Source organism: Streptomyces sp. NPDC056296, from assembly GCF_042268605.1.
Taxonomy (GTDB): domain Bacteria; phylum Actinomycetota; class Actinomycetes; order Streptomycetales; family Streptomycetaceae; genus Streptomyces.
Genome location: NZ_JBHJRX010000012.1, coordinates 126,779 through 140,437, shown reverse-complemented (window position 1 = coordinate 140,437; position 13,659 = coordinate 126,779). Strand labels below are relative to the sequence as shown.

The 13,659-nt window shown below is 74.9% G+C and carries 13 protein-coding genes and 1 pseudogene; 7 read left to right on the top strand and 7 right to left on the bottom strand.

Translation table 11 applies throughout. From position 1 onward, the window contains the following. Window positions 1-98 precede the first annotated feature (98 nt). The 3 genes from ACFCZF_RS11750 to ACFCZF_RS11740 all read right to left on the bottom strand — a co-directional run bounded on the left by ACFCZF_RS11750 (window position 99) and on the right by ACFCZF_RS11740 (window position 2,851). A complete protein-coding gene (locus ACFCZF_RS11750; RefSeq protein WP_376671519.1) occupies window positions 99-767 on the bottom strand; it encodes a response regulator in 669 nt (222 codons plus the stop codon). Next, window positions 764-1,960: a sensor histidine kinase gene (locus ACFCZF_RS11745; protein WP_376671518.1), complete on the bottom strand. Its 1,197-nt coding sequence runs from the start codon at window positions 1,958-1,960 to the stop codon at window positions 764-766. The genes ACFCZF_RS11750 and ACFCZF_RS11745 overlap by 4 nt, the downstream gene beginning before the upstream one ends. Before the next feature lie 105 nt (window positions 1,961-2,065). After that, window positions 2,066-2,851, bottom strand: coding sequence for an IclR family transcriptional regulator (locus ACFCZF_RS11740; protein WP_376671517.1), 786 nt, complete (start codon window positions 2,849-2,851; stop codon window positions 2,066-2,068). A gap of 140 nt (window positions 2,852-2,991) precedes the next feature. Between ACFCZF_RS11740 and ACFCZF_RS11735 the strand changes: the two genes are divergently transcribed. After that, window positions 2,992-4,329, top strand: a complete 1,338-nt coding sequence (locus tag ACFCZF_RS11735) for a 6-phospho-beta-glucosidase (RefSeq protein WP_376671516.1) — start codon at window positions 2,992-2,994, stop codon at window positions 4,327-4,329. A gap of 24 nt (window positions 4,330-4,353) precedes the next feature. Here the strand turns inward: ACFCZF_RS11735 and ACFCZF_RS11730 are convergent, their stop codons facing one another. Then, complete coding sequence (locus ACFCZF_RS11730; RefSeq protein ID WP_376671515.1) at window positions 4,354-5,547, bottom strand: ATP-grasp domain-containing protein; 1,194 nt, start codon at window positions 5,545-5,547, stop codon at window positions 4,354-4,356. A 283-nt stretch (window positions 5,548-5,830) separates the two neighbouring features. Between ACFCZF_RS11730 and ACFCZF_RS11725 the strand changes: the two genes are divergently transcribed. Together ACFCZF_RS11725 and ACFCZF_RS11720 are read left to right on the top strand one after the other, a co-directional pair. Continuing rightward, window positions 5,831-6,700: a metallophosphoesterase family protein gene (locus ACFCZF_RS11725; protein WP_376671514.1), complete on the top strand. Its 870-nt coding sequence runs from the start codon at window positions 5,831-5,833 to the stop codon at window positions 6,698-6,700. Continuing rightward, window positions 6,697-7,377, top strand: a complete 681-nt coding sequence (locus tag ACFCZF_RS11720; RefSeq protein ID WP_376671513.1) for a 4'-phosphopantetheinyl transferase — start codon at window positions 6,697-6,699, stop codon at window positions 7,375-7,377. Before ACFCZF_RS11725 ends, ACFCZF_RS11720 begins: the two co-directional genes overlap by 4 nt. Window positions 7,378-7,763: 386 nt before the next feature. Here ACFCZF_RS11720 and ACFCZF_RS11715 read toward each other — a convergent pair whose 3' ends face one another. The 3 genes from ACFCZF_RS11715 to ACFCZF_RS11705 form a co-directional block, all read right to left on the bottom strand. Next, window positions 7,764-8,006, bottom strand: a complete 243-nt coding sequence (locus tag ACFCZF_RS11715) for a hypothetical protein (RefSeq protein ID WP_375906909.1) — start codon at window positions 8,004-8,006, stop codon at window positions 7,764-7,766. Window positions 8,007-8,170: 164 nt separating this feature from the next. Beyond that, window positions 8,171-8,713, bottom strand: coding sequence for a toxin-antitoxin system, toxin component (locus ACFCZF_RS11710; RefSeq protein WP_376671547.1), 543 nt, complete (start codon window positions 8,711-8,713; stop codon window positions 8,171-8,173). Between the two features lie 32 nt (window positions 8,714-8,745). Next, the gene (locus tag ACFCZF_RS11705; protein WP_376671546.1) at window positions 8,746-9,402 is read right to left on the bottom strand and encodes a helix-turn-helix domain-containing protein; all 657 of its coding nucleotides are present in this window, start codon (window positions 9,400-9,402) and stop codon (window positions 8,746-8,748) included. A gap of 232 nt (window positions 9,403-9,634) precedes the next feature. Between ACFCZF_RS11705 and ACFCZF_RS11700 the strand changes: the two genes are divergently transcribed. From ACFCZF_RS11700 to ACFCZF_RS11685, 4 genes and pseudogenes are all read left to right on the top strand, one after another. Continuing rightward, entirely contained in the window at window positions 9,635-10,294 is a 660-nt protein-coding gene (locus ACFCZF_RS11700; protein ID WP_376671512.1) for a hypothetical protein, read from the top strand. Between the two features lie 62 nt (window positions 10,295-10,356). Beyond that, window positions 10,357-11,508, top strand: coding sequence for an NAD(P)/FAD-dependent oxidoreductase (locus ACFCZF_RS11695; protein ID WP_376671511.1), 1,152 nt, complete (start codon window positions 10,357-10,359; stop codon window positions 11,506-11,508). Next, window positions 11,505-11,804 (top strand): (2Fe-2S)-binding protein, encoded by a 300-nt coding sequence (locus tag ACFCZF_RS11690; RefSeq protein ID WP_376671510.1) that lies wholly within the window; start codon window positions 11,505-11,507, stop codon window positions 11,802-11,804. Before ACFCZF_RS11695 ends, ACFCZF_RS11690 begins: the two co-directional genes overlap by 4 nt. Beyond that, window positions 11,794-13,140, top strand: a pseudogene (locus ACFCZF_RS11685) (NAD(P)/FAD-dependent oxidoreductase); the annotation flags it as partial. The gene ACFCZF_RS11690 and the pseudogene ACFCZF_RS11685, both read left to right, overlap by 11 nt. Window positions 13,141-13,659: the final 519 nt, after the last annotated feature.

Genomic DNA, 13,659 nt, shown 5'->3' with positions numbered 1-13,659 from the left:
CGCCAACAGACTCGTGCCGACGGCACGGTGCCGGATCGCCGGAGGGAGTGGTTTACGGGACTCGCCCTGACGGGGGAGTCCGCCGCCCGTCTCACCCGTCAGGGGGAGCCCGGGGCCACCAGGCCGGTCTCGTAAGCGCAGATCACCGCCTGCACCCGGTCCCTGAGACCGAGCTTGCTCAGTACGTTGCTGACATGGGTCTTGACGGTGTGTTCGCTCACGAACAGCGTCGTGGCGATCTCGGAGTTGGACAGCCCGCGCGCCAGCAGCCGCAGCGTCTCCACCTCGCGGGCGGTCAGCACATCGAGGCGCTGCGGGGTGACCTCGGCGATGGCCTCCTCCCGCCGGCGCCGCACGATGTCCGCGACCAGCCGGCGCGTCACCGCCGGTGCCAGCAGCGAGTCGCCGGCCGCGACCACCCGTACCGCGTGCACCAGGTCGTCCCGGCGCACGTCCTTGAGCAGGAAGCCGCTGGCGCCCGCGTACAACGCCTCGTACACGTACTCGTCCAGATCGAAGGTGGTCAGCATGACGACCTTGCAGGCGGACCGCGCGCACACCCGCCGGGCCGCGTCGAGGCCGTCCATGACCGGCATACGGATGTCCAGGAGCAGCACGTCGGGCGCGTGCCGCTCGACCGCGGCCACCGCCTCGGCACCGTCGCCCGCCTCGGCGACGACCTCGATGTCGGCCTGTGCCTCCAGGATCATGCTGAACCCGCTGCGGACCAGCTCCTGGTCGTCCGCGACGACCACCCGGACAGTCACCCGAGCGCCGCCCGCCGTCCGGCCGGGACGGGCAGGCGTACGACGACGCGGAAGCCGCCGTCCGGCCCGCCGCCGGAGACGGCCCCGCCCCCGCAGGCGGCGGCCCGCTCCCGGATGCCGATCAGCCCGTGTCCGCCGCCGTCCGGGGCGGCCGGGCCCCGTCCGTCGTCCGTCACCGTCAAGGTCACTTCGCCCTCCGCCCAGTCGAGTCCGACCGTCGCGGAGGAAGCGTACGCGTGCTTGACCGTGTTGGTGAGTGCCTCCTGGGCGATGCGGTAGGCGGCGACCTCGGTGTCCGGCGGCAGCGGGCGCGGCTCGCCGGTCACCCGCAACTCCACGCGCAGCCCGGTCGATTCGCCCACCTGCCGGACCAGGCCGGGCAGCGCGGCCACACCCGGCTGCGGCAGGCGTTGCGGTGCGACTGCCGACTGTTCCTGCTTGAGTACGCCGAGAATGCGCCGGAGTTGGGTCATCGCGTCCCGGCCGGCGGTCGCGATCGCTTCGAACGCGGCCTCCGCGCGCGCCGGATCACTGCGCACGACGACCGGTCCCGCCTCGGCCTGCACCACCATCAGGCTGACCGCGTGCGCCAGGATGTCGTGCATGTCGCGGGCGATACGGGAGCGTTCCTGTGCCATGGCCCGCGCGGTGTCGGCGGCCCGCTCACGCTCCAGCCGCCGGGCCCGGTCCTCCAGTTCGGCGGTGTAGGCGCGCTGGGTCCGGGCGAGCGCGCCGAGGGCGTACGCGCACACGATGCTCAGCAACTGGAAGGCGTACTCGAAGGGCTCTGCGTCCTCCCTGTGCCGGATGGTGACGGCGACCCCGATCAGCCAGCCCGCCAGCATCAGGCGCCGCTGCCAGGGCCGGGCCAGCGCGGCCATGGTGTAGAGGACGACGAACCCGCCGTACATCAGGTCGGGCGGCGGCGCGTGGTACAGCGCCTGCGTGGGGGTGGCCACCGACACGGCACAGGCGGTCGCGAAGGGCGCCGCGCGCCGCCACACCAGAGGCAGCGCCGTGGCGGCCCCCAGCAGCCAGCCCCGCCAGGTCAGCGGATCGTCGCCCTCGTCCGGGAACAACCACTGCAGGGAGACGGCGAACAGCACCAGCGCGGCGACGGCCGCGTCGACGGCGTACGGATTCGTCGTACGCAGCCGTGCGACGACGGAGGCGAGCGGGGACCGGGCGGTCATGGGCGGCTCCTCGGGGCAAGGGCCGTCCCAGTATCACGAGGCCCCCGGTGTCGCGTCCTCACCGGTGAGAGGGATATCCGGTGCCCGGCGGCGGAACCCTGCCCCTCACCGGCCGGACGGACGCCCGGCGCCTGCGCGTACCGCCTTCTCCGGCCGCCACCCCAGCGCCCGCGAGATCCCGCGCGCCGTCAGTCGCACCGCGGGGACCAGCGTCGGCACCTGTGCGCCGGCGTGCGGTACGACGACCGAGACGGCCGCGGTCACCGTGCCGTCCGGGCCGTACACCGGAGCGGCCACCGACAGGGCGTCGTCGGTGACCTGACGGTCGCTCACCGCCGCGCCGGTGCGCCGCACCTCGGCCAGCACCCGGCGCAGCCGCTCCGGATCGGTGATCGTGCAGGGGGTGAAGGAGGCGAGCGGACCCACGCGGTACGCCTCCTGGAACTCCGGTTCGCCATGGGCGAGCAGGGCGAGCCCGACCCCGGTGGCGTGCAGCGGCCAGCGGGCGCCGACACGGATGTGCACGCCGACCGAGGAACGCCCCGCCAACCACTCGATGTAGACGACCTCGCCACCGTCCCGCACCGCCAACTGCACGTTCTCGTGCGTCGCCTCGTACAGGTCCTCCAGGTACGGCAGCGCGACCTGCCGCAGCGGCAGACCGCGCGGGGCGAGCGCGGCGACCTCCCACAGCCGCAGCCCGACGTGGTAGACACCCGACTCGTCCCGCTCCAGCGCGCCCCACTCGGCCAGGGCACCCACCAGCCGGTGCGCGGTGGTCAGGCTCAGCCCGGCCCGGCGGCTGATGTCCGTCAGGCACAGCGCCGGGTGCTCGTGGTCGAACGCGGCGAGCACCGACAGCAGGCGGTCGTGCGCGGTGGGGGCGGTCACCGGGCCGAGGGTAGGGTGCCCGCCCCGCCCCGGGACAGCCCCCTGGACAGGGGGAGGGCGGGAGCACGCGAGTGGGTACCCGGCCGTGCCATGATCGGCGCCAGGCGGAAAGCGCGGCTCGGTGACGGAAGGGTGCGGGCGTGAGGCTGACGATTCTGGGCGGCGGCGGATTCCGGGTGCCGCTCGTGTACGGCGCGCTCCTCGGGGACCGCTCCGAGGGACGCGTGACGGACGTCGTGCTGCACGACCTGGACGCGGCCCGGCTGTCGGCGGTGACCCGGGTGCTCGCCGAGCAGGCCGCCGGGGTGCCGGACGCGCCGGAGGTGACCGCGACGACGGACCTGGACGAGGCGCTGCGCGGCGCCGACTTCGTGTTCTCCGCGATCCGCGTCGGCGGCCTGGAAGGGCGGGCCGACGACGAACGGGTGGCGCTGGCCGAGGGCGTCCTCGGGCAGGAGACGGTCGGCGCGGGCGGCATCGCGTACGGACTGCGCACCGTCCCGGTCGCCGTCGACATCGCGCGCCGCGTGGCCCGGCTGGCGCCGGACGCCTGGGTCATCAACTTCACCAACCCGGCCGGCCTGGTCACCGAGGCCATGTCCCGGCACCTCGGCGACCGCGTCATCGGCATCTGCGACTCGCCGGTCGGCCTCGGCCGCCGCGTCGCCCGCGTGCTGGGCGCCGATCCGGACCGGGCGTGGATCGACTACGTCGGCCTCAACCACCTCGGCTGGGTGCGCGGCCTGCGCGTCGCGGGCCGCGACGAACTCCCGCGGCTGCTCGCCGACCCGGCGCTGCTCGGCTCCTTCGAGGAGGGGCGGCTGTTCGGCCCCGAGTGGCTGCGCTCGCTGGGCGCGATCCCCAACGAGTACCTGCACTACTACTACTTCAACCGGGAGACCGTCCGCGCCTACCGGGAGGCCGACCGCACCCGCGGCGCGTTCCTGCGCGACCAGCAGGCCCGGTTCTACGACGAGATGCGCCGCCCCGACACCCCCGCCCTCGCGACGTGGGACCGCACCCGCGCCGAGCGCGAGGCCACCTACATGGCCGAGAACCGTGAAGCGGCGGGCGCGGGCGACCGTGAGGCCGACGACCTGTCCGGCGGCTACGAGAAGGTGGCGCTGGCGCTGATGCGGGCCGTCGCCCGCGACGAGCGCGCCACCCTGATCCTCAACGTCCGCAACCGCGGCACGCTGTCGGTCCTCGACGCCGACGCCGTGATCGAGGTCCCGTGCCTGGTCGACGCGAACGGCGCCCACCCGGTGGCCGTGGACCCGCTGCCGGGCCACGCCACCGGCCTGGTCTGCGCGGTCAAGGCGGTCGAGCGCGAGATCCTGACAGCGGCCGGGTCCGGCTCCCGCACGGCAGCGGTACGCGCCTTCGCCCTGCACCCGCTCGTCGACTCGGTCGACGTCGCCCACCGCCTCGTCGACGGCTACACGGCCGCCCACCCGGGTCTGGCGTACCTGAGGTAGGGCGGCCGGCCTCTCGGCCGCGTCCTACGCGGGAGCCCCGGCGGCCGGGTCCGGTGCGGGGGCGGTGATCGGGCCGGCGGCCGACGCGGTGACCGCCGGATACTTCACCGGAGCCGGAGCCGGAGCCGGAGCCGGAGCCGGAGCCGGAGCCGGAGCCGGAACGGTGGGGAGGTCCGTGCGCTGATGCGGCAGGGAGACGGGCCGCAGGTGCCGCGGTCCGGACACCACCGTGTAGTCCTGGCCGAGGAACGGCGGCGTCAGCTCGCCCGGGTCGTCACCGAGGGCCAGCCGGACCGCCGCCCAGGGCACGTTGATCCCGCACAGCGCCAGCTGGTGCAGGCCCCCGGCCGGCCGGGTGTTGACGTCCATCAGGACGGGCCGGTCGCCGTACATCCGGAACTGCACGTTGGACAGGTGGTGCAGCCCGAACGCCTCGGCGATCCGCCGGGCCGGCGCCAGCCACTGCTCGTGGAGCGTGAAACCCCGGCGGCGGCCGTCCTTGGTACGGCCCACGGCCAGCCGCACCCGGTTGTCGGGCCCGGTGAGACAGTCCACCGAGACCTCCGGCTGCTCCAGCCGCGGCATCACCAGCCAGTCGACCGGCTCCTCGGCGGCCCGCAGCGCCTCGACGACCAGGTGCAGCGGCACGGACGGACTCGGGAAGCCGTTCAGGTGCGTGAGGGAGAAGGGGTCCCGGGTGACCATCCGGAAGCCCACGCCGCCCGCGCCGGACGCCGGTTTGAAGCACGCCCGGTGCCCGTGCGCCTCCAGCTCCTCGACGGCCGAGACGAGTTCGTCGGCGGTGCGGACCCGCCACCACGGCGGCACCGGAACGCCGATCGCCCGGACCGCCTCGTAGGCGATCACCTTGTCGTGGAAGACGGCCACCGCCTCCGGCGGCGGCGCCAGCAGCGCCGTACCCGCCGCCTCGAACTCGGCACGGTGGGCCACGATCGCGGACTGGTACAGCCGGGGCACGAACACGTCGATGCCGCGCCGTACACACTGGTCCAGGGCGTACTCGACGTAACCGGCCGGGGACAGGCCCTCCGGCTCCAGGTCGGCGGTGTCCGCGGCGGCCAGCACGGGGGAGTCCGGGTCGCCGTGCGTGGCATGGATCTCGACGGCCCGGTCGGCGGGATTTCTCCGCAGCTGATCCATGAAGAAGACGTTCTCCGCGTACGTGCGGTTGAGCCAGACGCGTACGGGAGAAACCATGCAGGCCGCCTTTCACGGTTCGCGGGCAGGGCGAAGCGGGGCCGTGCCCGGCCAGGGGGTTGGAGGGACACCAAGCCGCCCTGCGCGGAGGGAATCGTGGCGGTGGTGTTGGGCCGATCATAGGGGGTTCCCCGCCTCCCGACGCAAAGCGCGTCACACGGATGCACGGGCGGTGCCGCGGGGCGGCCGGGACGCCCAGGTCCGGCGTGGGCGAGCCGCCCTTGTGACCGGGGCCCGCGATGTGATCTCGTGGCGTCGAACGCGTGTCCGGAAGGGGTGGGGGATGACGGCGACGGACGGTGGCCCGGGGCAGCTGTGGGCCATCAGCGACCTGCACATCGGCTATGCGGAGAACCGCGCCCTGGTCGAGAGGATGCGCCCCGAGTCCGACGACGACTGGCTCCTGGTGGCCGGCGACGTGGCGGAGACCGTCTCCGACATCCGCTGGGCCCTCGGCACCCTCGCGGACCGCTTCCGCCGGGTCGTCTGGGCCCCCGGCAACCACGAACTGTGGACGCATCCCAAGGACGCCGTCACCCTCCGTGGCGTCGCCCGTTACGAGCACCTCGTCGAGATGTGCCGCGAGCTGGGCGTGACGACACCCGAGGACCCGTACCCCGTGTGGGACGGAGCCGGCGGCCCGGCGGTCGTCGCGCCGCTGTTCCTGCTCTACGACTACTCGTTCCTGCCCGCCGGATCCGCGACCAAGGACGAGGGACTCGCGTACGCCCACGGCACCGGCGTCGTGTGCAACGACGAGTTCCTGCTGCACCCCGACCCCTACCCGAGCCGTGACGCCTGGTGCCGGGCGCGGGTCGCCGAGACCGAGCGCAGACTCGCCGCGCTCCCCGCCGGGCTGCCGACGATCCTCGTCAACCACTATCCGCTGGACCGGCACCCCACCGACGTCCTGTGGTACCCCGAGTTCGCCATGTGGTGCGGTACGAGCCTGACGGCCGACTGGCATCGCAGGTTCCGGGTCGACACCATGGTCTACGGGCATCTGCACATCCCGCGGACCACCTGGCACGAGGGCGTCCGGTTCGAGGAGGTGTCGGTGGGCTACCCCCGCGAATGGCGCAAGCGGACCGGGCCACCGGGAGCGCTGCGCCGCATCCTGCCGTCGCCGACGCGAGAGGAGGTGGCCCGGTGATCGAGGAGCTGCTGCCCGACACGGTCGTCACGGTGGAGGCCCACGGCCGGGACGACGTGGGGCACCTTCCCCTCTACCCGGAGGAGGAGGCGCTCGTGGCCCGGGCGGTCGCCAAGCGCCGCCGGGAGTTCACCGTCGTCCGGTCCTGCGCCCGCCGGGCCATGGAGAAGCTCGGTGTGCCCGCGCAGCCCGTGCTGACCGGCGAACGCGGTGCGCCGCGCTGGCCCGCCGGGCTGGTCGGCAGCATGACCCACTGCGACGGCTACTGCGCCGCCGCCCTGGTCCGCGCCACCGACCTCGCCTCACTCGGCATCGACGCCGAACCCGACGGGCCGCTCCCGGACGGCGTCCTGCCCACCGTGTCCCTGCCGGTGGAGGCGGAGCGGCTGCGCCGGCTGGCCGAGGAGCGTCCGGGCGTCCACTGGGACCGGCTGCTGTTCAGTGCCAAGGAGTCCGTCTACAAGGCGTGGTTCCCCCTCACCGGGCAGTGGCTGGACTTCATGGAGGCCGACATCGAGATCTCCGTGAACCCGGGCGACCCGCGCCGAGGCACCCTGCGCGCCACCCTCCTGGTGCCGGGACCGACGGTGGGCGGCCGGCGGCTGACCCACTTCGACGGCCGCTGGACCGCCGGGCACGGACTGGTCGCCACGGCGGTCACGGTCCCGCACACCTGAGCCTTCCGGCGCGCCGCCCACGCTCCCGGCGGTCGGCCGCGGGCAGGGCACGGTGCCCGGCCGGCACCGGTGAGCGAGCACGGCGCGGTCGGCCGCACGACGAGGGAGGGCGTGCCCGTCCGCGTGTGCGGCTTGTGAATCGCCGGTCCGGCCCGCGTGCGGGGCCCGGGTCCGGCCCCGCACGCGACTCCCGTCCCTCCGCGCGTGCGGCTCGCGCACCCCCCTGTCCGGCCTCACGTGTGACTCCCGTTCGGCGCCACGTACGATCCCCGTCCGTCCCAGCGTGCGACCGCCGTCCGCTCCGCGCGCGCGGCACGCGAACCCCCGGTCCACCCCCGCGTGCGGGCCCCGCCGGGCTCCTCGTACGACCCCCGCCGGGCCCGGCGTCAGGGCCGCGGGCACCAGCTCCGCAGCAGCCGGAAGAACTCCTCCTCGTTGCCGGCCAGTCCCGCGGCCGCCAGCGCCTCTTCCGCCTCGGCCAGCACGGAGGGCGGGACGACGGGCGGACGAGGGGCGTCGGCCGGTCCCGCCGCGGTGTCGAAACCGGCGCGCACCGTGTGCAGGAGCCGCAGGTAGGCCTGAACGGCGGTGCGCTCGTGGTCGGTCAGTACGGCGGTGGTGGTGGTCATCGGTCGGCTCTCCCCACAACGACGTCAGCGGTCGCGCGCCCCCGCACAGCGGCGGCACACTCCCAGCTTGCCGCCCACCACTGACAATCCCGCCGAGCCGCGCCCCGTACGCCGCTCGCCATGGGCCGATCGAGCCATCAGCCCAGAGCCATCAGCCCAAGTCATCAGCCCAGATAGCCCAGCGACGCCCCGATCCGTCCCGCCAGGTGGTCCCGCTGCACCGGCCCGCGCAGGGCCGAACCGTCCAGCCACGTCCGGCACTTGCTGGCCAGCAGCAGCCCGAAGGCCTCCGCCTCCTTCTCGTCGGCGAGGTCGAAGCGGGAACGCGCGGCGACCGTGCGCACGGTGGCGCGCAGGACCTCCTCGTCCCGCTCGTCCCGGCCGTCGGCGTCCAGCAGCCGGGCCGCGACCGTGGCTCCCTCGACGTGGTGCCCGCAGTGCCCGGCCTTCATGTGCCACAGCTCGTGACCCAGGATGACCAACTGGTGGTCGGGTGCGGTGCGTTCCTCGACGACGACCAGGTCCTGGTCGGCCATGTCGAGCCACAGGCCGCTGGCTGTCCCGGGCGGAAAGGCGGCCATGCGGAACAGCACCGGACGCCCCCGCCGTCTGCTCATCGCCTCGCACAGCGCCGCGTACAACTCGGCGGGCCGCGCCGGGGCGGGGAGCGTCAGCTCCTCGACCAACTCGCCGCACAGGCGGCGCATGTCCCTACCGATGCCCACGTCTCTCCCCAGGCTCACGACTCGGGCCGCTTGACGCTTTCCAGGAGCATGTCCAGCCATTCGGCGACCTTGTCGCGGTGCTGGTCGGTGGGCAGTTGAGCGGCCCGCCAGGCGATGCCGCGGACGCCGTGGTCCTGGAGCAGCCGCTCCAGCGGGTCGCTGGCGGCGGCCGCCGCCTTCCGTTCCCGGTCGGCGAGCTGCTGCAGCAGTTCCTGCTCGGTGTGCTGGAGGGCGCCGGCGAGCGCCTCGGGGTCCTCTGCGGTGAGGAATCCCGCGTGCACCCGGAAGAAGCGCTGGATGGCGTCGCAGTGCTCCATGGTGGGCCGCCGGTCGCCGTTGATGAGGGCGCCCGCCTGCTGCCGGGACATGCCGGCGCCGTCGGCGATCTCCTGTTGGGTGTATTTGCGTCCGTTCGGTTTCAGCCGGGTGCGGCGCAGCAGGTCGAGCCGCTGCACGAACCGGGCCTGCACATCCGGCTCGCCCGCGGGCCGGCCGCTCAGCAGGGCGCCCGCCACGGACTCGGGGACGCCGGAGGCGGCGGACAGGCGGCCGACGTCGAAGACCTCGGCGGCGGGCACGCCGAGCCGGTCCGCGAGTGCGGTGACGCGGGCGACGACGGCGGACAGCACGGCCGTCGGCATGGCACCCGGACCCTCGAAGCCACCCGTCACCGACAGCTCTCCTACGTCTCTCACAGGCCTCACAGGCTTCTCACAAGCGGTTGCCGTGAACTTCCCGGAGAGTAGCCTGCCGCTCGAACTCACATCCAGGTCTCGCCACAACTGTGGCCTATTTCAGCCGTCAACAGGCACGAAATGCCACGATAGTTGACACGCCTCGCGTCGGGGCACCAGGATCGGGACGCCGCGAGAAGGCCGCATAGGCAAGAGGGGTGACCTCCCGATGGCATTTCAGGCAGGAGGGCAGCGGCCGGCGCCGCGGCCCGTCCCCACGACCCCCGACGCCCAGGCGTATCTCCAGGACTACACCGCGCTCCTGGAGGCCGTGTCCTTCCCCTCTCTCGTCGTCGACCACCGCTGGGACGTGGTGCTGTCCAACGGCGCCTTCCGGACACTCTTCCGGGGGGCCGGACCGCATCCGACGGCCATGCCGGGCGACAATTTCCTCAGATTCGTCCTGTTCCACCCCGACGCCGCCGCGGTCCTCGGGGAGCACGAGTCGAGCTGGTGCCTGCCCATGCTGGCGCACCTGGCCGGCGCCCTGGAGCGGTACGGCCACGACAACGGCCTGCAGGCCGTCCGCCGCGACATCGCCCAGGACCCGATCATGGAGGCCGCCTACCGCCAGGGCCTGCCGCACTGGATCCGTGCCGTCGGCGCGGAGGCCGTCGAACTCGACGGTGCCGTACGGCCGCTGCACCACCCCGACCCGCGCTGGGGCGCCACCGAGTGCCGGGTCGTGGTCGAAACGCCGCGGGCGCTGGAGGAGTTGGGCTACACCCGGTTGACGCTGGTCCTGCGCGAACCCCGCCGCACCCCGTACCGTCCGGCCCGCCCTCGCCGTACCGCGGCCCATCTGAGGGTGGTCCCCGCCCCCGAGTGATCCACTGCGCGAGCGGGCTCCGCCCTGTTCCCAGAGAGTGTGTTGTGTGACATAGTACTGACGTGAGCACGCCGCTGACCTGCGATGTCGTAGTGGTCGGGGCCGGAATGGTGGGCGCGGCCTGTGCGCTGTACGCCGCCCGCGCCGGGCTCGACGTGACCGTGGTGGACCGTGGCCCGGTGGCCGGCGGCACCACCGGAGCGGGGGAGGGGAACCTCCTCGTCTCCGACAAGGAACCCGGACCCGAGCTGGAACTCGCCCTGCTGTCCGCCCGCTTGTGGACCACGCTGGCCGGGGAGCTGGGCCGCGCCGTCGAGTACGAGGCCAAGGGCGGTGTCGTCGTCGCCGAGACCCCCGAGGCACTGGCCGGGCTGGAGGCCTTCGCCGCCGGCCAGCGGACGGCCGGGGTGGAGGCGGTGGGCGTCCCGGCGGACCGGCTGCACGACCTCGAACCCCGTCTCGCCCCCGGCCTGGCGGGCGCCGTGCATTATCCGCAGGACGCCCAGGTCATGCCCGCCCTGGCCGCCGCCCACCTGCTGCGGGCGTCGGGGGCCCGGCTGCACACCGGCCGGACGGTGACCGGCGTCCTGCGCGGCCCCCACGGCGCCGTGCGCGGCGTCCGCACGGACCGCGGCGACCTGCACGCCCCGGCCGTCGTCAACGCGGCCGGACCGTGGGGCGGCGAACTGGCCGCCCTGGCCGGCGTACGGCTGCCGGTCCTGCCCAGACGCGGCTACGTCCTCGTCACCGAGCCCCTGCCGCCCCGCGTACGCCACAAGGTGTACGCCGCGGACTACGTCGCCGACGTGGCCAGCGACTCGGCCGCCCTGCAGACCTCCCCGGTCGTGGAGGGCACCGCCGCGGGACCGGTCCTCATCGGTGCCAGCCGCGAACGGGTCGGCTTCGACCGGTCGGTGTCCCTTCCCGCGCTGCGGGCGCTGGCGGCGGGCGCGACCCGGCTGTTCCCCTTCCTCACGCGGGTACGGGTCCTGCGGGCGTACGCCGGATTCCGGCCGTATCTGCCCGACCACCTCCCGGCGATCGGCCCCGACCCGAGGGCGCCCGGTCTCTTCCACGCCTGCGGGCACGAGGGCGCGGGCATCGGCCTTTCCACCGGCACCGGACACCTGATCGCCCAACTGCTGAGCGGCGAGCGGCCCGCCCTCGACCTCACCGCGTTCCGCCCCGACCGCTTTCCCGAGGAGGTCCGGTGAACCCGCTCCGGCTGGTCCGGGCCCGGCCGGCGCCCGCCTTCACGGTCACCGTCGACGGACGGACGGTCGAGGCGCTGCCCGGCCGGACGGTCGCCGCCGCGCTGTGGGCGGCCGGCATCACCTCCTGGCGCACCACCCGGGAGACGGGCCGGCCGCGCGGGGTGTTCTGCGGGATCGGCGTGTGCTTCGACTGCCTCGTCACCGTCAACGACCGCCCCAACCAGCGCGCCTGCCTGGTCCCCGTACACCCGGGCGACGTGATCCGCACCCAGGAGGGGACCGGCCATGAGGACTGACCTCGCGGTGATCGGGGCCGGGCCGGCCGGGCTCGCGGCGGCGCTGGCGGCGGCCGAAGGAGGGCTACGGGTCACGGTGGTGGACGCGGCGGACCGGCCGGGCGGGCAGTTCTTCCGGCAGCCCGCCGCCGAGCTGGGCGCCCGGCGGCCACGGGCGCTGCACCACCGGTGGCGCACCTGGGAGCGGCTGCGGGACGGGCTCGCCGCCGGCGACGTACGCGTCCTGACGGGCCATCATGTGTGGTTCGTCGAGGAGCGGTCCGGCGCCTTCACCGTGCACGCGCTGCTCGGACCCGTACCGGACGAGCCGGTCGCCGTGCAGGCCGACGCGGTGCTGCTCGCCACCGGCGGTTACGAGCACGTCCTGCCCTTCCCCGGCTGGACCCTGCCCGGCGTAATCACCGCCGGGGGCGCCCAGGCCATGCTCAAGGGCGGGCTGGTGGTGCCCGGACGGACCGTCGTCGTCGCCGGCACCGGGCCGCTGCTGCTGCCCGTGGCGACCGGGCTCGCGGCGGCCGGGGCACGGGTGGCGGCGCTCGTGGAGTCGGCCGACCCGAGGCGGGTCGCCCGCCACGCCCGCGCCCTGGCCGGCAAGCTCCCCGAGGGCGCCGGATACGCCGCCCGGCTCCTGCGCCACCGCGTCCGCCCCCTCACCCGGCACACCGTCGTCCGCGCCCACGGAGTCGACCGGCTCACCGGCGTCACCGTCGCCGCCCTGGACGCCGACGGACGCGTCCGGCGCGGCACCGGGCGGTACCTCCCCTGCGACACCCTGGCCGTCGGCCACGGCATGCTCCCGCACACCGACCTCGCCGACGGCCTCGGCTGCCGCCTGGACGGAACGGCCGTGGCCGTCGACGCCGAGCAGCGCACGAGCGTCCCCGGCGTCTGGGCGGCCGGGGAGTCCACCGGCGTCGGCGGCGCCGCCCTCGCGCTCGCCGAGGGGCACATCGCCGGACGCTCGATCGCCGCCCGGCTCCGGGGCAACGGGCCCGAACCGGCCGGTCCGGCGCCGGCCGCGCGGACCCGCGAGACGCTGCGGGCCTCCGCCGAGGCCCTCACCGCCGCCTTCGCCCCGCCCGCCCACTGGACCGACCAGGTCACCGACGACACCCTCGTCTGCCGCTGCGAGGAGGTCACCGCCGGTGCCGTCCGGGAGGCCGTCGACGGACTCGGCGCGGGCGACGTGCGCACCGTGAAGCTGCTGACCCGGGCCGGGATGGGCTGGTGCCAGGGGCGGATGTGCGCCACCGCCGTCGCGGGCCTCACCGGATGCGAGGCCACCCCTCCCCGCCGGCCGTTCGCCCGCCCCGTACCCCTCGGCGTCCTCGCCCAGCCACAGCCGGACCAGCCGGGCCTGCGGGGCCAGCCGGACCACCCGGACCAGCCGGACCACCGGGGCCTGCCGGGCCACCGGGGCCAGCCGGACCTGCGGGGCCAGCCGGATCACCCGGACCTGCGGGGCCTGCCGGGCCACCGGGGCCAGCCGGACCCGCGCGACCACTTGGACCAGCCGGACCAGCGGGACCACCTGGACCAGCCGGACCAGCGGGGCCACCCGGACCACCCGGACCAGCGCGACCACCTGGACCAGCCGGACCAGCGGGGCCACCCGGACCACCCGGACCACCGGGGCCAGCCGGACCTGCGGGACCACCCGGACCACCGGGGCCAGCCGGACCTGCGGGACCACCCGGACCTGCGGGACCACCCGGATGCGCGGGGCCAGCCGAACCACCGGGGCCAGCCGGACCTGCGGGACCAGCCGGGCCACCGGGACCACCCGCCCCTGCGGGACCAGCCCGACCTGCCCGCCCCGCCAGACCACCCCGACCAGCCGCAACAGCCCGACCAG